The sequence below is a fragment of the Lactobacillus taiwanensis genome (genome assembly GCF_017894345.1).
Lineage (GTDB): Bacteria > Bacillota > Bacilli > Lactobacillales > Lactobacillaceae > Lactobacillus > Lactobacillus taiwanensis.
Genome location: NZ_CP059276.1, coordinates 825085 through 846900, shown reverse-complemented (window position 1 = coordinate 846900; position 21816 = coordinate 825085). Strand labels below are relative to the sequence as shown.

Annotated in this window: 21 protein-coding genes; 3 read left to right on the top strand and 18 right to left on the bottom strand. The window is 34.0% G+C overall.

Translation table 11 applies throughout. The features are described from left to right. Nucleotides 1-106: 106 nt before the first annotated feature. The 6 genes from recO to rpsU form a co-directional block, all read right to left on the bottom strand. Nucleotides 107-859, bottom strand: coding sequence for a DNA repair protein RecO (gene recO, locus H1A07_RS04030; protein ID WP_094496701.1), 753 nt, complete (start codon nucleotides 857-859; stop codon nucleotides 107-109). Then, nucleotides 860-1771, bottom strand: a complete 912-nt coding sequence (gene era, locus H1A07_RS04025; RefSeq protein ID WP_210145412.1) for a GTPase Era — start codon at nucleotides 1769-1771, stop codon at nucleotides 860-862. Between the two features lie 24 nt (nucleotides 1772-1795). Beyond that, nucleotides 1796-2323: an rRNA maturation RNase YbeY gene (gene ybeY / locus H1A07_RS04020; protein ID WP_210145411.1), complete on the bottom strand. Its 528-nt coding sequence runs from the start codon at nucleotides 2321-2323 to the stop codon at nucleotides 1796-1798. Next, nucleotides 2323-3231, bottom strand: coding sequence for a PhoH family protein (locus tag H1A07_RS04015; RefSeq protein WP_153939140.1), 909 nt, complete (start codon nucleotides 3229-3231; stop codon nucleotides 2323-2325). The genes ybeY and H1A07_RS04015 overlap by 1 nt, the downstream gene beginning before the upstream one ends. A gap of 82 nt (nucleotides 3232-3313) precedes the next feature. Further along, on the bottom strand, nucleotides 3314-3757 hold the full coding sequence (locus H1A07_RS04010) for a GatB/YqeY domain-containing protein (RefSeq protein ID WP_057719105.1): 444 nt from the start codon (nucleotides 3755-3757) through the stop codon (nucleotides 3314-3316). A 104-nt stretch (nucleotides 3758-3861) separates the two neighbouring features. Further along, nucleotides 3862-4038: a 30S ribosomal protein S21 gene (rpsU, locus tag H1A07_RS04005; protein ID WP_210145409.1), complete on the bottom strand. Its 177-nt coding sequence runs from the start codon at nucleotides 4036-4038 to the stop codon at nucleotides 3862-3864. 151 nt (nucleotides 4039-4189) lie between these two features. Here rpsU and H1A07_RS04000 point away from each other — a divergent pair, with 151 nt between their 5' ends. Next, the gene (locus H1A07_RS04000) at nucleotides 4190-5029 is read left to right on the top strand and encodes a pyruvate, water dikinase regulatory protein (protein WP_210145408.1); all 840 of its coding nucleotides are present in this window, start codon (nucleotides 4190-4192) and stop codon (nucleotides 5027-5029) included. Between the two features lie 144 nt (nucleotides 5030-5173). On the opposite strand, the gene H1A07_RS03995 is transcribed toward H1A07_RS04000, so the two are convergent. The 4 genes from H1A07_RS03995 to msrB form a co-directional block, all read right to left on the bottom strand. Further along, on the bottom strand, nucleotides 5174-6052 hold the full coding sequence (locus H1A07_RS03995; RefSeq protein ID WP_057719103.1) for a YitT family protein: 879 nt from the start codon (nucleotides 6050-6052) through the stop codon (nucleotides 5174-5176). Between the two features lie 88 nt (nucleotides 6053-6140). Then, nucleotides 6141-6704, bottom strand: coding sequence for a peptide-methionine (S)-S-oxide reductase MsrA (msrA, locus tag H1A07_RS03990; protein ID WP_210145407.1), 564 nt, complete (start codon nucleotides 6702-6704; stop codon nucleotides 6141-6143). A 154-nt stretch (nucleotides 6705-6858) separates the two neighbouring features. After that, nucleotides 6859-7626 (bottom strand): SGNH/GDSL hydrolase family protein, encoded by a 768-nt coding sequence (locus tag H1A07_RS03985; protein WP_210145406.1) that lies wholly within the window; start codon nucleotides 7624-7626, stop codon nucleotides 6859-6861. A gap of 2 nt (nucleotides 7627-7628) precedes the next feature. Beyond that, the gene (msrB, locus tag H1A07_RS03980) at nucleotides 7629-8060 is read right to left on the bottom strand and encodes a peptide-methionine (R)-S-oxide reductase MsrB (protein WP_057719100.1); all 432 of its coding nucleotides are present in this window, start codon (nucleotides 8058-8060) and stop codon (nucleotides 7629-7631) included. Nucleotides 8061-8166: 106 nt separating this feature from the next. Here msrB and H1A07_RS03975 point away from each other — a divergent pair, with 106 nt between their 5' ends. Then, a complete protein-coding gene (locus tag H1A07_RS03975; protein WP_094496353.1) occupies nucleotides 8167-9351 on the top strand; it encodes an aminotransferase class I/II-fold pyridoxal phosphate-dependent enzyme in 1185 nt (394 codons plus the stop codon). A 136-nt stretch (nucleotides 9352-9487) separates the two neighbouring features. Here the strand turns inward: H1A07_RS03975 and aspS are convergent, their stop codons facing one another. The 6 genes from aspS to prmA form a co-directional block, all read right to left on the bottom strand. Then, a complete protein-coding gene (gene aspS, locus H1A07_RS03970; RefSeq protein ID WP_210145405.1) occupies nucleotides 9488-11341 on the bottom strand; it encodes an aspartate--tRNA ligase in 1854 nt (617 codons plus the stop codon). A 5-nt stretch (nucleotides 11342-11346) separates the two neighbouring features. Beyond that, nucleotides 11347-12633, bottom strand: a complete 1287-nt coding sequence (hisS, locus tag H1A07_RS03965) for a histidine--tRNA ligase (protein ID WP_094499001.1) — start codon at nucleotides 12631-12633, stop codon at nucleotides 11347-11349. A gap of 281 nt (nucleotides 12634-12914) precedes the next feature. Next, the gene (dtd, locus tag H1A07_RS03960) at nucleotides 12915-13352 is read right to left on the bottom strand and encodes a D-aminoacyl-tRNA deacylase (RefSeq protein WP_210145404.1); all 438 of its coding nucleotides are present in this window, start codon (nucleotides 13350-13352) and stop codon (nucleotides 12915-12917) included. After that, complete coding sequence (locus tag H1A07_RS03955) at nucleotides 13352-15601, bottom strand: RelA/SpoT family protein (protein WP_057719095.1); 2250 nt, start codon at nucleotides 15599-15601, stop codon at nucleotides 13352-13354. The genes dtd and H1A07_RS03955 overlap by 1 nt, the downstream gene beginning before the upstream one ends. Before the next feature lie 17 nt (nucleotides 15602-15618). Further along, nucleotides 15619-15999 carry a hypothetical protein gene (locus H1A07_RS03950; RefSeq protein WP_057719094.1) on the bottom strand — a complete coding sequence of 127 codons (381 nt, stop codon included), beginning with the start codon at nucleotides 15997-15999 and terminating at the stop codon, nucleotides 15619-15621. A gap of 33 nt (nucleotides 16000-16032) precedes the next feature. Continuing rightward, on the bottom strand, nucleotides 16033-16980 hold the full coding sequence (gene prmA, locus H1A07_RS03945) for a 50S ribosomal protein L11 methyltransferase (RefSeq protein WP_210145403.1): 948 nt from the start codon (nucleotides 16978-16980) through the stop codon (nucleotides 16033-16035). Between the two features lie 61 nt (nucleotides 16981-17041). On the opposite strand from prmA, the gene ybaK reads away from it, so the two are divergent. Then, a complete protein-coding gene (ybaK, locus tag H1A07_RS03940) occupies nucleotides 17042-17545 on the top strand; it encodes a Cys-tRNA(Pro) deacylase (protein ID WP_094499004.1) in 504 nt (167 codons plus the stop codon). 66 nt (nucleotides 17546-17611) lie between these two features. On the opposite strand, the gene H1A07_RS03935 is transcribed toward ybaK, so the two are convergent. After that, nucleotides 17612-19303, bottom strand: coding sequence for a glycosyltransferase family protein (locus tag H1A07_RS03935; protein WP_210145402.1), 1692 nt, complete (start codon nucleotides 19301-19303; stop codon nucleotides 17612-17614). Nucleotides 19304-19382: 79 nt separating this feature from the next. Continuing rightward, entirely contained in the window at nucleotides 19383-21809 is a 2427-nt protein-coding gene (locus tag H1A07_RS03930) for a cation-translocating P-type ATPase (protein ID WP_210145401.1), read from the bottom strand. Nucleotides 21810-21816 lie beyond the last annotated feature (7 nt).

The window sequence follows — 21816 nt, the reverse complement described above, 5'->3', positions numbered from 1 at the left end:
CTGTTCCTTTATAGTTGTCAAAATACGTATCTATTTTATCATCTTTTATAAAAAAAGACTAGTAAGAAACCTTACTAGTCTTTAAACGAATATAAAAAGTCAACAGCTAAAAAAGCGCCAATTCATCAAGAAACTTTTTAGTTTTTAAATTAAGATCCAGATAATTAACATACATCCGATCAATCACTTTGCCAGAGTCCTTTTTTAATTGCGGATTAATTTTTATTTTCCCTAAACGATCAATATCAACCAAAGCTAGAGTACGAATCAAGGCTACTACTTTAGGATCTAGATGCATCCTTTGACTGACACTATTAAAGTGATCACTACAAATAATTCCACCTAATTCCAGCGAGTAGTCAAACACGCCTTGTACTTTACCACAAATTAAACAACGATCTAATTGTGGTGCTACTCCATATGCATTAAGCAACTTCAATTGCACCATCTGGGTAATAATTGCCGCATCTTCTCCAGAATTTATCTTCAGCAACGCTTTCATAATCAAATCATAAAAACTTCCAATATCTTTATACTCAACAAAAGCATGGTCAAGCAAGTCTAAAACATAACTCGAATACGCATTCTTAGTTAAATCTAAATATAAATGGTCCAGCTGCTTTACATCCTTGAAAGTCCGCAGCGTACTGATTCCCTTCCAATTTGTATTTACAATATACTTTCCATAAGAGAAGTTAAGGGTTGCAGCTCCTAATCTGGACTTTGGTCTCAGTGCTCCTCTTACATCTATTGTAAAAATACCCTGATCTTTAGTCATGATCTTGGTTAGAACATCAGCTTCTTTATACTTTTTTCTTTTAAAAATTAATCCTTGAACCTCACAAAGTTCACGTGCCATCTATCTTAATTCCTTAGCGTTGTAGCCAATAGATTTAAGAAAGGCAGGATCAGAACGCCAATTCTTTTGAACCTTAACCCATAGGCGCAAATTAACCTTTTCACCTAATAAAGCTTCAATTTCCTGACGTGCAGCAATTCCAATCTGCTTCAACATTTGACCTTTCTTGCCGATAATAATGCCCTTTTGACCGGAACGCTCAACATAAATTGTAGCCTCAACTTGAAGCTTACCACCTTCATGATCCCGCATTCGGTCAACTACCACGGCCGTTGCATGCGGAACTTCTTCATGAGTGAGCTTCAAAACCTGCTCGCGAATTAATTCAGCTACAATAAAATATTCTGGACGGTCAGTCAATTGGTCTGCATCATAAAATTGCGGACCTTCTGGCAAATATTTAGCAATTGTTTTAATCAACTCGGAAACATTATTTCCTTGTGAAGCAGAAATTGGAACAATTTCAGCAAAATCGCCTAGATTCTTATATGAATCTATAATAGATAATAACTCATCTGGGTGGACTTTATCAATCTTATTTATCACTAAAAATACAGGCTTTTTAATTTTTTTAAGAAGTTCAGCAATATATTGGTCTCCCTTACCCGCTGGTTCAGGTTCAACCATAAATAAAACTACATCCACTTCATCTAAAGCAGAGTAACTTGACTTATCCATAAAATCATCTAATTTATTTTTTGGCTTATGAATCCCAGGAGTATCAATAAAAACTATTTGCTCCTGATCATCAGTATAAATACCTGAAATTTTATTTCTGGTGGTTTGTGGTTGTGGTGACATAATTGCCACTTTTTGACCTACTAAATAATTCAAGAGAGTCGATTTACCCACATTAGGTCGACCAATTAAAGCCACAAAACCTGATTTAAAGTCTTTTTTTTCATCCATCATTGTTACATCCTTTTTATTTAAGTTTTAGTGAATTTGCTTTCCATGATTTTCTTGATCAGGATGGAGCGGAAGTCCATATTCACGTAAAACTTTACCTTGGATACCAAACATAACCTTGGCTTCATCATCTTCAATATGATCATAACCATTCAAATGAAGGTATCCATGAACTAGTGTATATCCAAACTCCCGATTAAATCCAGTTTCATACTCTACACTATGTCTTTTAATGACTTCAGGGCAAAGAAATAAATCCCCAATATCTTCTACAAAATCAGGGTTATCACTAAAAGCACTCATAAACCCTTCATCTAATCCATCTTCAATCGCAAAAGAAATTACATCAGTTGGACGATCTTTTTTGCGATACTTTTTATTAATTTCATGGATTTTTTCGGAAGAAACAAAGTTAATACTCATTTCTTGAGCATTCTCTTTATGAATTTCTTTTTTTGCTGATAATAACAGCTTGCTAATCCATGGAATCCAATCTTTATCGCTATCTTTTAAGAAATTAACTTCATCATTAAAAGAAATGTCTAAATTATTCACTAATGTCCCTCTTCTTCATATGCTCTAACAATTTTGGCCACAACGGGATGACGAACTACATCATTAAAAGTAAAGTTAATGAATTTTACTTGCTCAATATTATTTAAAATATGCTCAGCTTGCAATAACCCACTCTTTGCTTTTCCTGGTAAGTCAATTTGAGTTTGGTCCCCATTGACAACCATTTTAGAATTAAAACCTAATCTTGTTAAAAACATCTTCATTTGTGCTTGTGTTGTATTTTGTGCTTCGTCTAGAATTACAAACGCATCATCCAAAGTTCTACCGCGCATATATGCTAGGGGAGCTACTTCAATCACTCCACGTTCCATTAAACGATTGGTTGGCTCTACTCCTAAAATTGCATAAAGAGAATCATAAATTGGACGTAAATATGGATCAACTTTTTCTTTCAAGTCTCCTGGAAGAAAACCTAACGATTCACCCGCTTCAACTGCTGGTCTAGTTAAGATAATTCGTGACACTTCTCCCTTTTTAAAGGCAGCAATAGCCATAACTACCGCTAGGAAAGTCTTTCCTGTACCAGCGGGTCCAATCCCAAAAACAACATCATATTTTTGGATTGCTTCAATATAGCGTTTTTGTCCCATATTTTTAACACGAACAGGGCGTCCTTTAGCATCCCTAATAAGGATTTTATTATACAACTCTCCAAAGAACTCTAAGGTTCCTTTATCCGCCATTTTAATTGCACTTACAACATCAGTTGCGGTAATAGTAACTCCACGGGTAACAACCTTATCTAAAGCAGTAAAAATTTGCATAATTTTCTTAACAAGGCTTTCTTCCCCGGTTACTTCAATTTCGCTACCAGTATCAGTCACTTGCACATCATAAGATTCTTCAATTAAACGCAAATTTGCATCGTTAATTCCAACTAAATTCATAATTATTTCTGGTTTAGTTGGTGTAAATGTTGCTTCTATAGTTTGTCCCACTTAAAATTTATCCTCCGTTAAATAAAAGCTATCAGTTAAGCTTTTTACCAACAATTGAAGAAGCTGCTTTACCATCAGCTCTACCCTTAATTTTTGGCATTAAAGCTTGCATAACTTTACCAAAGTCTTTCTTAGAACCTGCTCCAATTTCTTTGATGGTTTCTTCAACAGTTTGTTCAAGTTCTTCCTCAGACATTTGTTTTGGCATATATTTTTCGATTAATTCCATTTCTTTTTTAGTTTGATCAATCAAATCGTCTCTGCCTGCTTTTGTAAATTCTTCCAATGATTCTTTACGTTGCTTAAGAGCACTCGACAAAACTGTTAATTCATCATCATTAGTTAAATCATGTCCTACTTTAATTTTATAATTCATCGTAGCAGCCTTAAGAGAGCGGATGGTAGTTAATGCTTCCTTATCCTTAGCCTTCATAGCTGTTTTCATATCTTGCATTAAAGTATCATTTAATGACATCTATTTTTTCTCCTCTTTAATCAAAACTTACATAATCTATTTTAAACTTTTTATACAAAAAAAGCTCTTGATAGATTGAATTTCTACCAGGAGCTTTCTTTATATTAATAATGTCTACGCTTACGAGCAGCTTCGGATTTTAACTTTCTCTTAACGCTTGGTTTTTCGTAGAATTCACGCTTGCGGTATTCTTGCAAGGTACCACTTCTAGAAACGGAACGTTTGAAACGACGAAGAGCATCATCAATAGACTCCTTTTCGTGAACGATTGTCTTAGCCATGTGAGATCCCTCCTTCCATTTCTTGGCACACAAATATGTGCCACAACAATATAGTTAAATTATAGCTAAACGAGAAAAATCGGTCAATAGTCGATTAACATTTTTCTTACTTATTTTGGTATAATTTAGATAAATAATGAGGTGAAGATATATGACTGAAGAAAAGAAAAATCAAAAAATTGTTAACCTAATTATTATCTCTGACTCTGTAGGTGATACAGCTTTCAACATGGTTCAAGCTGGGGCAGTTCAATATCCCGATGTTAAATTTAACTATCGTCGCTATCCTTTTATTACTAATCGTGAGAAGTTAGAAAAAGTATTTAGTGAAATTATTGAATTTGAAAACGTATTAATTGCCTTCACACTAATTCATGAAGATGAGCAATTAGCTGTCATTAAATTTGCGCGTGAACACAATATGAAATATGTAGATTTACTTTCTGGAGTAATTGAAAATATTCATGCCCTAACTGGTGAAGAACCTAAACATGAAATTGGGGCTGTACACCACATGGGACAAAATTACTTTGATAGAATTTCTGCAATGGAATTTGCCGTAATGTATGATGATGGTAAGGATCCTAAAGGATTCTTAGAAGCCGATGTTGTTTTACTCGGAGTTTCAAGAACTTCTAAGACTCCTCTTTCATTATTCCTAGCAAATAAGAACTTAAAGGTTGCTAACCTACCTCTTGTTCCTCAAACTCATATTCCAGATGAAATTTACAAAGTAGATCCTAAAAAGATTATTGGTTTGACCAATGACCCATCTGTCTTAAATGAAATCAGACGTCAAAGAATGATCGCTTATGGTTTAAATCCTGATACTACTTACTCTAATATGGATTCGATCAATGCAGAACTTGATGCAGCTAACAAGCTTTATAAAAAACTTGGTTGTTATGTAATTAATGTTGCTCATCGGTCAATCGAAGAAACTGCGGCTTTAATTATGGAACACTTAGGCATTGATGACTATGCTAAATAGACTGAAATAATCAGAAAAAATATTGATATAAAGCTAAAGTTACAATCTATTTTGAAATGGATTGTAACTTTTTTGCGTCAAGTCTCCATTATAAAAAGGCATAATCTACAAAACAAAATTATGTAGATTATGCCTTTTCGTTTATTAGACTGGTTTCTGCTCCTTAAAGCGACCATATACTTTATCAACTTCACTTACACTCATAAATGCATAAGGATCAGACTGAATAACAATATTATAAATATCAAACATATCATAGCGGTCAATAATCGTCATTAAAACAGTTTTTTCTGTATGACTATAGGCCCCTTCAACATCATGAAAAATAGTAATACCACGGTGCATCTTACGCTGAATACCTTCAATAATATGTTTAGGATGTTCAGTGACAATAAAAACTTGCATCTTCTGATGTTGAGTATAAACAGCATCAATTACTCTACCGTTAACAAAAATGTTCAAAGCAGTATACAAAGCCCGTGTCCAACCAAACACGAAACCAGCACAGATAACAATAATCAAATTAAAGAAAATATTAATTTGACCAAAACTTTTGCCAGTTTTCTTTCTTAAGATAATACCTAAAACATCTAGTCCGCCTGTCGAAATTCCTGACTTTAATGCAATTCCAGTTCCGACACCATTAATTACACCACCAAATAAAGCACAGATGATTGGATCATAGGTAATTTTAATTGGTGCAATTGCTCGCATCATGATGGACCCAAGTAAAACAGCAATAATTGTAAAAATTGTAAAGCGATGCCCTATTTTACACCATCCCAAAATAAAAAGTGGGATGTTCAAAACAAAGTACATCACTGATGTCGACAAAGTAAATGGCATGAATCGTTCAGACACTGATTGAATAATCTGAGCAAAACCAGTAATGCCTGAAGCGTAAATTTTACCTGGCCCCCAGAAGAAATTGAGGGCTACCGCAACCGCTAAAGCATAAAGGAATGCAGCAGATAATTTTGAAATTAGATAGTGTCTACGAGACAGCTTTTCTAATTGACTCATCTTGATTTTCCTTTTTGTATCAAATAATCTTTTGCATTATCTATTCTAACAATCATTACTAAAAAAGAAAGCAAATTCTTCGCTTTATCTATTTATTATTTTTCCAATGTCTCTCTATAAATTGTGCTCTTCCACCTGCTTCTTCCATTTGATAACGAAGAGGATTCTTTTTATAAAAATCTTGATGATATTCTTCCGCTGGATAAAAAGAGTGCGCTGGTTCAATTTTGGTTACAATTGGTTGATCAAACTTATGTGATTGTTCTAATTGCTTTTTAGATTCTTCTGCAATTTTCTTCTGCTCAGGAGAATTATAAAAAATAATCGGTTGGTACTGATTACCACGATCTTGGAATTGTCCCATTGCATCTGTTGGATCAGTTACTTGCCAATAAATATCAACAAGTTTTTTATATGAAATAATTTTAGGATCAAAGGTAATCTTTACAGCTTCAACATGCCCCGTTGCACCTGTACAAACTTCCTCATAACTTGGATTCTTGACATGACCACCGGTGTAACCAGATACTACACTAATAATTCCAGGATATGTGTCAAACGGTTGCACCATGCACCAGAAACATCCGCCAGCAAAGATAGCCGTGTCATACTGCGATTCTTTAGTGTTATCAAGGGGTTTAGCTACTTTCATTTTATTAGCACTTCTTTCTAAATTTTAATAATTCTGGATTATTTCCACTATTTTTTCACTATCAAGAAAAACACATTCTGCTTAACTTATACTTTATCAAAAAATAGTGAACCAGTTTTCTACTAATTCACTATTTAGCTTAAAATCTTTATCTTTACTTACTATTTTTGATTTTCAGTAATTCATTTTCAATTGCAGGTAACCAACTTAGCTTATAGCCCGCACGCGTTGGATGAATTGGGTCAAGCATATAAAGTTCTCTGTCTTTATCATCATAATCAAAAGAATCTTCATCCCATAAATCAAGAAAATCAAAGTTCCACTTGTTTTGTAGTTCTTTAACTCTTTCAACCATTTGACCATAGAGCTCCGAATCAAATTTGGGATTACTAAAAATCAAAACAGGACAATTCCAATTTTTCTTTACATAATTTAAAATATATTCAATTGCGCCAGTTACAGTTTGAGTATCATAATCCGTATCTTTAACAATTTCACCTAAATTTTCCTGTCCTTTAGTAGCATCATTCGTTGATAATTGTAAAACAAAAGCAGTCAATTCCTCTAATACTGGTAGTCTTCCTAAACGTCCAACATACGAATTACCATCATTATCAACTAATGTCGTTCCAGAAACAGCATCTTTAAAGACACAAACATTGTCCTTCTTACTTAGATAATCAACAAATGATTCTCCTAAGGAACCTGCTCCATACGTTACTGAGCTACCCAAAAACGCAATCTGGTTATTAATTAAGTCACTAGGTTCCATTTGAGTTTCAGCAACACTATACTTTTTAGCATTTCCTTTTGCTTTAATAGCTCTAATTAAAAAATCTGGATTCATCTTACCAAATTTTAATAATTTCGGAATATGTTCTTCGGGTACATCTAAATTATAAAGTTCTTCTTCAAAATTCATTCTTATCGTCCTTTGAATAATTTTTGATATTCTCCATAACCTTCCTTCTCTAGCTTATCATAAGGAACGAACTTTAACGCAGCAGAATTTATACAATATCTTAATCCACCTTTATCTTTTGGACCATCTGTAAATACATGTCCAAGATGCGAATCAGCCACTGGACTTTTTACTTCTGTTCGCTCCATTCCGTGGGACTGATCTCGATGATACACTAATTTTTCAATTGGCTTAGTAAAACTAGGCCAGCCACAACCTGCATCATACTTATCTTCACTAGAAAAAAGCGGTTCACCAGATACTACATCAACATAAATTCCTTTTTTATTAAACTTATCATACTTTCCAGTAAAAGGATATTCTGTCGCAGCATGCTGTGTAACTTCATATTGTTCAGAATTTAATTTCTTAAGTGCTTCTTCTTTATTAAACATTTTCTCACCTTCTGTGTTAAAGATATCAAATTTTAGTAGAAAAATGTTGTTTCATAATTTTCCTTTCTATACAATAATTTATAATATTAGTGGAGGGATTTATATTATGCTAAAATTAGCAAACGACTTATCACTTACAAAAAACACACGATTAAATTCATTAGGACCTTCTAAAATTAGAGCCTTTGATGCAAAAGCTTCTAAAATTCCCGGAATTATTAAATTAACTATTGGTGAACCTGATCTAAATACACCCGATCATGTTAAAGAAGCTGCTATTGCTGATATCAAAGCGAATGATTCTCACTACGCTCCACAGGCTGGTAAACCGGAATTATTAGAAGCTATCAGTAAGTATTTAAAAAGAAGCATTGGTGTTGATTACGATTCAAAAAGTGAAATTTGTGTAACTGTCGGCGCTACTGGTGCTTTAAACGATGTCTTCATGTCTATTTTAAATCCAGGAGACAAAATTTTAGTTCCTACTCCAGTTTGGGCTCTTTATTTTCAATTAATCAAATTAACAGGTGCTATACCTGTTCAAATTGATACTTCAAAAGATGGCTTTATTCTTACACCAGAACATCTTGAAAGTGTTTTACAAAATGAAGGTAAAGGCGCCAAGGCAATTATCTTGACTGATCCATCAAATCCTACTGGTCGAGTATATCCAGAAACAACTTTAAAAGCACTTGCAGAAGTTATTACTAAGTACCACCTATTTTCTGTAACTGATGAAATTTATGGAGAATTAGTTTATGGCAATAACGTTCATCACTCTCTATCTCAATATATCCCTGAACGAAATATTTTGATTTCAGGTCTTTCAAAAGCTTACGCAATGACAGGATGGAGATTAGGATATATTGCTGCTCCAGCCGATATTATGAAAACAATTCAAAAAGTTAATGCCTTTTTAGTTACTTCAGTCACTGATAATGTGCAAGCAGCAGCAATTGAAGCCTTAAATAATGGTCAAGCTGATCCGTTTGAATCTAGAAAAATTTACGAAGATCGACTCAAATTTATGAAGGCTGGACTAGAAAAATTGGGCTTTGAAATGTCTACTCCACAAGGCGCATTTTATATTTTCGCTAAGATTCCTGATACCTTTGGTACTGATGATGAAGCATTTGCAAATGAACTAGCTACAAAAGCAAAAGTCGGCGTAACTCCTGGCCGCTACTTTGGTAAAGGTGGTCAAGGATATGTAAGAATGTCTTATGCCTCTTCAACTGAGCAGTTACAAGAGGCATTAAAACGAATTGCAAAATTTGTTGAAAATATTTAATTAAATAAAATCATGTACATAAAAAGCCATTCTAAAGACTAATTTCTAGAATGGCTTTTTTAACTACATTTAACTAACAAAAAAGTGAAGTCTATTCCATGAATGGACTTCACTCTTTTTAATTCTAAATTATTATTTATTCATCCCAAGTTGAATTTTTATCGGCATCTTCTTGAGCTTCCTTTTCAAGACGTGCTTCAATTTCTTTAACACTGTCTTCATACTTGTCTTCTACCTTGATGCCAATATCATCTAATTGTTGATCAGCAACTGGAGCTGGAGCATGCATCATTGGTTCAGAAGCAGAGGCATTCTTTGGAAAGGCAGTTACGTCACGAATATTATCTTTTTGTGCTAGCATCATAGCAAATCTGTCTAATCCAATAGCAAGACCTGCATGTGGTGGAAATCCCATATCTAAAGCATCAAGTAAGTAACCGAATTGTTCATAAGCACGTTTCTTAGTAAAACCAAGTGCCTTGAACATTTTTTCTTGAATTGAACGTTTATGGATACGGATTGATCCACCACCCATTTCATCACCATTCATAACAATGTCGTATGAACGCGCATGAGCCTTGTGTGGATCTGTATCAAGTAACTTAATACCTTCATCATCTGGCATTGTAAATGGATGGTGAGCAGCAATCCAGCGACCTAGACCTTCATCATATTCAAATAATGGCCAGTCAACAACCCATACAAAGTCATAAACATTTTCTGGAATAATACCAGTTTCTTTAGCGAATTCACGACGTAAGTGATCAAGTGAATCAGTTACAACCTTCCACTTATCAGCAACAAATACTACTAATTCGCCACCTTCAAGTTCGAATTCCTTCTTCAGAGCTTCTTTGTTTTCATCAGTTAAGAAACGAGAAACTGGTCCTGAAAATTCACCATCTTCGTATTTAACCCAAGCTAAACCTTTAGCGTGGTAGCGTTTAATGTAGTCTTGTTTTTCTTCAATCTTCTTACGTGAGTATTGCTTAGCACCATTCTTAACAGCAATTCCTTTAACATAACCACCGTCAGCTATTGCACCTGAGAAGACCTTAAACTCACTATCCTTAAAGATTGGACTTAAGTCATGAATAAACATTTCGTAACGAGTATCTGGCTTATCAGAACCGTACTTGTTCATTGCTTCATCCCAAGTAATACGCTTGATTGGTGTCTTCAAGTCAATTCCCATTACATCTTTCATAATCTTCTTCAAAAGACCTTCAGTATAGTCTTGAACTTGCTTTTCATCAGTAAATGATGTTTCCATATCAATTTGAGTAAATTCAGGTTGACGGTCACCACGCAAATCTTCGTCACGGAAACAACGTGCTAATTGGTAGTACTTATCAAAACCTGCGCCCATCAATAATTGTTTAAATAATTGTGGTGATTGAGGAAGTGCATAAAAACTACCCGGATAAATTCTTGATGGAACTAAGTAGTCACGAGCACCTTCTGGAGAAGACTTACCTAAAATTGGAGTTTCAATATCAATAAATCCATTTTCGTCAAAGTATTCATGAGTAGCCTTTAAGATCTTTGAGCGAAGCATAATTGCCTTTTGTAAAGTTGGGCGACGTAGATCAAGGTAACGATACTTTAATCTAGTTTGTTCAGCAGACTTAATATCATCTTTAATTTCAAAAGGTGGAACCTTAGACTTATTCAAGATATCAATTTCAGTTGCATCAACTTCAACTTCACCAGTCTTCATATCTGGATTTACACTCGAACGCTTAACAACTTTTCCCTTAACTTCAATTACATCTTCATTGTTAAGAGAATCAGCAATGTCCATTAATTCTTTACCGGAATCTTTATTAACAACAACTTGAACAATACCTTCACGATCACGAAGATCAATAAATACTAAATTACCTAAATTACGAACACGTTGTACCCAACCATAAAGAGTTACTTCTTGTCCTTCATATTTGCTAGTAATATTACCAGCATAGTCTGTTCTTTTTTCCATATTCATCATAATTTTTAATCCTCTATCTTTTTCATTACAGATTTCATATCATTTAAGTCTTCTAAACTTAAGTCTAGAGTCTTTCCATCAGCTAAACGCTTAATATTAAGAACACCATTTTCAAGTTCTTTAGCACCCAATGTAATTACAAATTTTGCATGAACACGATCAGCTTTTCTAAATTGTTGCTTTAATTTCTTTTGATCAACATCGTATTGTGCCTTAAATCCTTGTTTGCGAAGAGAACGAGCAATCTCAACAGTCTTCATTTCAGTACCAGCACCAATATTAGTAATAAAGAAATCAATTCCTTCATCTTCAAATAATGCAGGATTTTGTTCTTTAAGAACAAGCATCAATCTTTCTTCACCAATACCAAAACCAACTGCTGGCGTTTCTGGGCCATCAAATTCTTCAACTAGATGGTTATAACGTCCACCACCTAAAATTGTAGTTGCTGATTCCCATAAGTTCTTATCTTCAACTTCAAATTCAAAGATTACCCCAGTGTAGTAGTCAAGACCACGAACTAAATCATCATCCAAAACATAATTAATGCCTAATTGTTCAAGCATATCAGTAATAGTTTCAAAATTCTTCTTAGAATCTTCATCTAAGTAGTCAACAATTCTTGGCGCATCAGGTAAAAATTGTTTATCTTCTTCAGCCTTTGAATCAAGAATACGAAGTGGATTCATTGACAAGCGTCTTTGTGAATCTTCTGAAAGTTGATCTTTAAGCGGAGTAAAGTAATTTACTAAGGCATCATGATAATCTTTTCTAACTTGTTCATTACCTAAAGTATTGATGTGTAATTCATAGTTCTTAACACCAAGTTCAGCAAGTAAGTCATGTCCCATCATAATGGTTTCAACGTCAGATAGTGGACTATTTGAGCCAAAGCTTTCAACACCAATCTGGTGAAATTCACGTTGACGGCCTGCTTGGGGTCTTTCATATCTGAAGGTGTTATCGATATAGTAAACATTAAATGGCTTTACTACATCTGGCCCATATAATTTATTTTCAACATAGGCTCTAACTACGCCAGCTGTTCCTTCAGGACGAAGTGCAATATGACGTCCCCCTTTATCATTAAAATCATACATTTCTTTTTCTACAACATCTGAACTTTCACCAGATGAACGAGAAAAGACCTCATAATTTTCAAAACTTGGTGTACGAATCTCACGATAGTTTGCACGCTTAAAGAAATCTCTTGCGATTTTTTCTACTTTTTCCCATGAACCAGAATCTGCTGGCAAAATATCGACTGTACCTTTTGGTCTTTGAACTTTCATTTAATCATCCTTTAATATATTAATAAAAAAGCGCCCTTGAACTAAATCAAGGGCGCAATAAATTAGCACGGTACCACCTTTTGGTTGCTGCGATTAACGCTCGCGAAACGATCTATTATCTGCTAAAGGTGTCACAGATCGCAATCTATCCGCTCTCTCACCCAACAAGCGGTCTCTGTGATAGATCATGCTAATCTACATTCTTTGTCATCGATAATTCCTTCTTAGCTTATATTTTTAAGACTAGAAAGTCAACCTTTGTAAGCTCTTTCTTGAATATTTTAAATATCTAAAACAATTGTAAATGGACCGTCGTTTTCTAAGCTAACTTGCATATCTGCTCCAAATTCACCAGTTTCAACGTGAAAGCCTCTATTTTCTAATTCATGGTTAAAGTCTTCCCACAACTCTTTTGACTTAGGCGGCCGCATTGCATCTACAAAACTTGGTCGATTTCCTTTTTTTGTATTAGCTAGCAAAGTAAACTGACTGACACTTAAAATTTCTCCGTTTACGTCTTTTAAAGATAAATTAGTTTTTCCCTCTTCATCTTCAAAAATACGCATTTTTGAAATTTTATCAGCAGCCCTTTCTACTTGTTCTAATTCGTCACCCTCGCGCAAGCCTACTAATAAAAGAAAACCACGTTCAATCTTACCTACAACTTTATTATCAATAGCAACTTGAGCTTTATTTACTCTTTGAAGAACAACACGCATTAATTAATTGACCTCTTTGCTTCATAAACATTTGGCACATCCCTCATTCGGGTCAGGATATCTTCTAAATGCGCAGCATCCCTAACTGATACAGTCGCATAGATATGTGCCATATTATTACTATCTACTTTTCCAGATATATTAACAATATTCTTAGTCTTAGAATTTAGTGCATTAATTACATCACTTAAAAGACGTGAACGGTTAAAGCCATAAATTTCAATATCAGCATTATAGTTCTCTTTATTCTTATCTTTAGCAATGTTTTCCCAAGCAACATCAATCAATCGGCCCTGCTTTTTAGCTTCTTCGGTTATATTTGGACAATCTGCACGATGAATAGTTACGCCACGTCCTTTAGTTACATAACCAATAATTGGATCACCAGGAACAGGATTACAACATTTAGCTAAATGCAGCATTAAATCCGATACACCCTGGACCATAACACCATTATTATGCTTAACGCGCATAATGTCTGCTGGAGCATCTGAATCGTTGTCTTCTTCTGTACTTTGCTGACCAGCGTTCATAATTTTTTCTTCAAGTTGACGCTGCTTTTCATCTTCAGCTTTTTTACGTAAATCTTCAGTCAAACGATTTGCGACTGTTGCCGCAGAAACTTCACCATACCCAACTGCAGCAAACAACTCTTCATCGTTGTGATAGTTGAAATGATCAATAACCCGCTGAACATCAGCTTTAGTCATAAACTCTTTAGGAACTAAATCACGATTTGACAATTCCTGTTCAATCATGCTTTGGCCCTTTTCAATATTTTCTTCTTTATCTTCTGCCTTGAAGAAACGTTTAATTTTATTCCGTGCACGTGAAGTTTTTACTAAGTTAACCCAATCACGAGATGGTCGAGCTGAAGCTTGAGTCAACATCTCAACAATATCCCCAGTTTTCAACTTATAGTCTAACGGTACTATTTTACCGTTAATTCTAGCTCCAACTGAATGTGCTCCCACTTCAGAGTGAATCATATAAGCGAAATCTAATGGACCAGATCCTTTAGGTAACTCATAAACGTCGCCCTTAGGAGTAAAAACATATACACGATCTGAGAAAATATCAGTTTTCACACTCTTCATAAACTCATGAGAGTCTTTGGTTTCATTTTGAAGTTCAAGGATTTCTTGGAACATGTTGAGCTTCTTATTTGCATCAGTTTGCTCAACTTCACCCTTTACACCTTCTTTATAAGCCCAGTGTGCGGCAACACCATACTCAGCTACTTGGTGCATAGCTTCAGTTCTAATCTGAATTTCTAAAGGCTTGCCGCCAGGACCAATAATGGTTGTATGAAGTGACTGGTAGCCGTTTACTTTTGGAACTGCAATATAATCTTTAAAACGACCTGGCATTGGCTTCCACTTAGTATGAACTGCACCTAAAACAGCATAACAATCTCTTACTGACTTAACAATTACACGAACAGCTAACAAGTCATAGATTTCACTAAAATCTTTGTGCTTATTAACCATTTTTTTATAAATCGAGTAAATATGCTTAGGACGACCGTAAATTTCATACTTGATACCTAAACTATCTAAAGTTTGCTTTAAGGTTGAAATTGCATCTGCAATGTATCCTTCACGCTCGCTACGCTTAGACTGCATTAAATTCACAATTCGGTAGTATTGTTGTGGGTTAAGATAGTGCAAACTCATATCTTCAAGTTCCCACTTAATAGTTCCAATACCTAAACGGTCAGCAAGCGGAGCATAGATATCTAAAGTTTCATCAGCAATTCTTCTTTGCTTGTCAGGACGCAAATGATCCAAAGTATGCATATTGTGCAAACGATCAGCTAACTTGACCATGATTACACGCAAATCTTTAGCCATCGCGATTAGCATCTTTCGATGATTATCAGCTAGATATTCTTCATGACTTTTAGATTTATACTGAATCTTACTTAATTTAGTTACACCGTCAACAATAAAAGCAACATCTTTGCCGAACTTTTCTTTAATATCATCATTTGTTACTGGTGTATCTTCAACTGTATCATGTAAGTAGCCTGCCGCAACCGTATCAGGATCTAAACGCAAAGTTGCTAAAGTTCCTGCAACTTGAGTAGGGTGAATAATATAAGGCTGACCAGACACTCTAAATTGACCTGCATGAGCTTTTTTAGCAAATTCATATGCTGATTCAACAAAAGCTAAGTGCTCATCATTCATGTACTTCTTACATTCAGCAAGAACCTCTTCATGAGTCATTTCACGATATTTTGACATAAAGTATCACCTATTCTTTATTTCTTTTCTTTGTAAAAATCATCATGCCATAAACCAAATAATTCAAAACTTAAATATACTAAACATAATAAGAAATTGTATTTAGCAAAGTGAATTAAGACTGCAATAGCAAAAACAATTGGGAAAAGTAATAACCACCAGTAGCTTAATTTGCGAACTTGCATGATACGACCAATTTGATAACTTAAATAAGTATTAAAAATAAAGAAAACTAATCCAATTCGCCAAACACGACTCAAGTGAACTAGTGGACATATAATCCAAACAATTACTCCTAATAAAGTTAACCAAATAAGTGGCATAAATGATTTTTCATTTATTTTACTCCACCATGGCTTAAAATTAAAATTTTTCTTTTCTTCACTTTTTTTCTTCATTTTTTGCTTACCTTTTCATTCTATAAATTATTTTTAATCTGACTTTCTAGCAATTAATAAACCAATCCAGCGTCCTTCTTGCATTTTCATTTTAATCTCAAAGTTATTTTCTGCAAGAGCTTTTTCAATTTTTGGAAGCTGCAAATAATCAATTCCTGAAAAAATCACTTTACCATTTTCACTTAAATGACTATCCAAATCTGGAATTAATTCTAATAAAATATCGGCTAAAATATTTGCCACAATTAAATCATATTTTTCATCGATATCTTTTAATAAATTAGCTTTTCGGACATCGATATTGTCGATATTATTTAACGCAATATTTTCTTTAGCGGCAGTAACGGCTTCATCTGAAATATCCGTTCCTAAAACATGACTTGCCCCTAATTTACTTGCAGCAATTGCTAAGATTCCTGAACCAGTTCCTACATCTAAAACAGACATTGGTTTTACTAAAGCACGTTCCATGGCTAATAATACTAACTGAGTTGTAGTATGCCCACCAGTTCCAAAAGCTAGGCCAGGATCTAACCGAATCAATTGTTGATCAGAAAATGCTGGTTGATAATCTTCCCACTCCGGAACAATAGCCAAATGGCGAGAAAAATCAATAACATGATAATACTTTTGCCAAGCTGTATTCCAATCTTCATCAGCTACTTCTTTAGTACTGATTGAGACCTCTCCAGCACTTAGTCCATAGCCTTTCATTTCGTTTATCTTATCAGTAATTTTTTGAACTAACTCTTTTTTATCAGCATCTTCATAATTAAAATATGCTGTTAACTCTAAATCCCTAGGTAGGTTTTCAATGTCGTCTAGTTCAACTAAACTGCTGTCATGCTTTTCACCTTCGGCAACAAAATCACTTCGCTTGCGACTTTCAATGCCTTGGGCATTCAGTTCATCTTGCATGAAAAAACTTAATCCATCTTCAAGTTCATGGCTACATTCAACTTTTATTGCTAATAATTTCACTAATCTTGTCCCCTTTTGACATGTTAAATTCTCACGTTTATGATATTAAAAGGTGAGAAAAATGTCGAAAAAAAATAAAAAGAAAAAACTTAATAAGACGTTGGTCGAAAAAATGCTCGATCAACAAAAAATTCCATATAAACAATTACAATTCGCTACAATTCAAAAAGGCGATGTTAAACAAATGGATACTTCTATTTTAGACGATGAAGAGGCTTTGGTCTATAAAACCTTGGTATGTGAGGGAAATAAAAATAGCCCAATTGTTGGCGTTGTTCCTGTTACCGAACATTTGAGCATGAAGAAATTGGCTAAGGCTTCTGGAAACAAAAAATGTGAACTTCTTCCCCTCAAGAAATTAGTCGCAACAACTGGCTATGTTCATGGTGCAAACACACCAATTGGTATTTATCAAAAACATCATTTTCCAATTTATTTAGACAGCAGCATGAAAGACCATAACCAAATTGCTGTTTCAAGTGGTGAAATTGGTAGAAGTATCATGATCAATCCTGATGATTTACAAAAAGTTACTGAAGCGACTTTTGTAGATTTATTAGAATAATAAATCCAATTAAAAAGCTTCTCATAGCTAGAACTATTAATTCTAGCTATGGGAAGCTTTTTTAGATTATTTCTTTATTATTTTGACTAATCTAAATACCCCATAAATCATCATTATAACCCAACCTAGGATTGAAATACACAATAATACTGTAAACCAAGTTGGTGTCTTAAATGAAAGAATAGCTGTATTTTCTCCTACTTTTACTGTTACTTGAGGCATTCCAATTTCATTAAGTTTTGGATTCACCTTTTTGCCATTTACATTCAATTGAGATTGGCGATACATAAAAATTGGTAGAGTAACTAGCTTTGCCTTAGCCTCATTCCACTTAAGTTGCAATTGGCCACCTGGTAAATTTTTCTTACTAAAGTTTTTTTCTTGCGGTGCCATACTCATCAATATCCCCGTAACATCCGAAGACTTGATTTTCCTTTGAACAGGAAGATAATCAGGGCTATTAATTGCAATCTTTTTAATATATACGTCTAGCCCCTGTTCTTTCATTTCTTTAACATTACTAGTAATCCCTTTGTTGTAAGTAATATTATTATTTATTTCATTAAAGTCAGCTCTAACGTTGAATAACACTACTACAATAGCTAAAGCACTAGCAATTATACCAATCTTTTTACCATGATTTTTAATTATTTCAGTAATAGTTAGGCCAATACCGATAAATAGTAGCGGATAAGCTACTACCGTAAATCGATTTGGAAATTGCAGATAACCAGTTACTGCTGGAAAATTATCTTTAATAAATTGCCATGGAAATAAGTTAGAACTTAAATAAAGAAATACTACTCCTTCAAGAGTTACGAAAGTATTTAGTCTAGAAGACCTAAAGTTAAATAATACATAAATTATTTGGACGATAAATAGTAATAGAGTAACTTCAGTAATGGATGTCCACATCGTAGACGCACCAGCAACAGATAAGTTCAAAGCTGTTAGAACTGGTGAATAATTAATTGGGGATGCCATTTGATTAGTAGGATAAAGCAATAAAAATGCTCCCCAAACATTAGCTGTTAAAATAATAAACAAGCCAACTGCTTTAAAGGCATCAATCCACATTTGATGTTTATTTTTACTTAAAACTAAGCCGTAAATAAAGAATGGAATTAAAGTTAAAATAGCAAAAAAGGTACTCAATAAATGAATTTGAGCTACAATTGCCATAACAATTCCTAGACTAACCCAGCTAAAACGTTTCTGATGATTATTCAGTAAATTAATCCCCTGCATTAAAACAAAAGGTATTAAAACTGCTCCCCAAGAGTTAAATGCATTTGAACGCGGCCAATAAGCAATATATCCAGTTGTCAAAAACATAGCAGTGATTATCGCAGAAACTGTTTTTGATATTTTTACTTTTCGGCTTAAATGATAAGTACCTAGCCCACCAATTATAAAAATCAAATAAGTTATTACAATTTGAAAGCGAAGCCAGGAACTACAAAATAATAATAAAAATCCCATTAAATAAGCTAAAAATGGACCATAGAGGGCATTTACTATTCTCCCACTTGCTCCCATACCATAATTCATCTGAAAATATGAAAAATTATGATTCTGTATTTGCTGATATGTATCATAAAAACGATGAAAATGAAAAGCAGTATCATCTAAAGTTAGACCAGACCGGGTACTTAATTCTGTCCAAATTAGAATAGTTGCAATAATTACGCTTAATACAATTGGAATAAGATAATCTATTATTCGACTTTTATATTTATTTATAAAACTATTTTCCATTTTCTACCTCGAATAAGTATTTACTTAACTTTCTAATTGTATCATTACAAACAATAAAAAATTATGCTTATTTAACAATTTACTCTTTTGTTGGTGCATTAACCATATTTCTTCCCTTGCGATATGCTTGTTTAATATCATTTAGAGTCAAATCTTTTCCCTTTTGATCATAAACTACTAATACTTCTCTTACACCATCCGCAAACTTGCTTAATAATCTAAATACTGTAATTTCTGCAAAAAATAAAACCAATAATAAGAAAACAGCAGTCGCTGAAATACGGGAAAGAGCAAATAAATTATGGAAGAAAATTATAGACAGAACTAATGCTAAGAAAGAAACACCTAGTACGGTCCATCTAAATTTATTTAAAGGTCTTGAAATATGGTATAAAACCATCATACCCACTGCTACTAATAACATTGTAGCCGTAGTGGCTACTTCTTGTCGTCCCAGAACTAGCACAATATCTGCAACCACTAGAATAGAAACAGCTAACATATCTGTAATTCCACCTGGAATCGCTCTAGATAACACATTAGGTATAAATTTTCCACGAATACGATTGTAATTATTTTCAAGAGCCAGTAAGAATGAAGGCAGACCTATCGTAAATGCAGAAATCAAAGCAATTTGTGCTGGTCTTAATGGATAAGACATTGCAAAAACTAAAGAAAAGATTGCCATTAAGAAAGAAAAGATATTTTTAACTAAAAATAAACTAGCTGATCTTTCAATATTATTAACTACTTTCCTACCCTCATCTACAACTTTAGGCATTCTAGCAAAGTCAGAATCTAATAAAACAACCTGAGATGCTTGTACAGCGGCACTATTTCCAGAGGCCATGGCAATAGAACAATCTGCAGTTTTCATTGCTAAAATATCATTGACACCATCCCCAGTCATAGCAACTGTATTACCATTTTTTTGAAGTGCCCTAATTAACTTTTTCTTTTGATCAGGTTTTACGCGGCCGAAGACATTGTATTTTCTGACAACTTCTCCGTAGTCACCTTCACCAATTTCAGTCGCATCAATTAATTTATTTGCATCTCGAATACCAGCTTGCTTAGCAACGCGTGCTACAGTTAAGGGATTATCGCCAGAGATTACTTTAATATTTACACCTTGACGATCAAAATATTCAAAAGTACTCTTTGCTTCCTTTCGAATTGGATTAGAGATCAAAATATAACCGAGCAACTCAACTTCTTTAGAGAGTTTCTGCTTTTCATCCTTTAAGACTTCTGGATATTTGGCAAATGCTAAAACACGGTATCCCTGACTCGTATATTGATTTATTTCTTTTTCGTATGCTTCAAATTGATCTCGTAGTACAAATTCTGGTGCTCCCATGAGTAAAGTATTACCGTTAACAACTGCACCACTATATTTGTTTACTGAAGTAAAAGGAATAATTTGCGTAGCCTGAACATTAAATTTTTTATTAAAAGCTTTTGCTACCGCTTTAATAGTGGCATTATCATGTGGCATATTTTGAGCAAAAATAGAAATTTCTTTCGTCAAGCTTTCCTTGCTTGTACTAACAGGAACAGTTTTTTCAACTTCCATTTTAGGTTCAGTAATGGTTCCAGTCTTATCAACACATAAGACGTTAACCCGGGCTAATGTTTCTACGCTCTTCATATCATGAAGCATCACTTGTGAACGTGCTAAGCGCATTGCAGCTAAAGCCAGAGCAATGGTAGTTAATAAATATAAGCCCTCCGGAATCATTCCAATTACTGCTGCTTCCATTGATACAATACTTTCGGGTAAAGTTAGATGATTTACATATCGAGCAACAATGAATAGAGCAATCCCGCAAGGAATAATAATGATTCCTACCCACTTAATTAATTTATTAATTGAGCGAACCATTTCGGAACCTTCTTTTGAATTCATCGCTTTCGCTTCTAAGGTTAGTTTAGAAACATAAGAATTTTTACCCACTTTTTCAAGACGTGCATATGCTTTGCCCGCTACTACAAAACTTCCAGACATGAGGGCTGAGCCAACGTCTTTTTCTATTTCATCCGCTTCCCCAGTTAACAATGCCTCATTAACTCTCAATGTACCTGAGATAACTTGTCCATCGGCTGGAATTTGATCTCCTGTTTGAAGTACAATTACATCTCCCAACACTAAATCTTCAATTGGAATAACTTTTTCCTCTTGATCACGAATTACAGCAATTTTAGTTGTATTCATCACGTTTAATTTATCTAAAACACTTTTTGCTCGTAATTCTTGAACAATTCCGATTATCATATTAGCTATAATTACTGGTAAAAAAGTTAAATCTTTGTATTCACCAACTACAACTAAAAGAATAGCTAATACCAAAAAGATCAAGTTAAAGTAAGTAAAGGTATTTTCTTTAATAATCTGCCATGTAGTTTTAGCTTGATCGTTAACTGCACGGTTAATTTTTCCTTCTTTAATTCTTTGCTCAACTTCAGTAGTTGTTAAGCCAATTGGTCGTTTAAACTTTTCTTTCATTCTATCC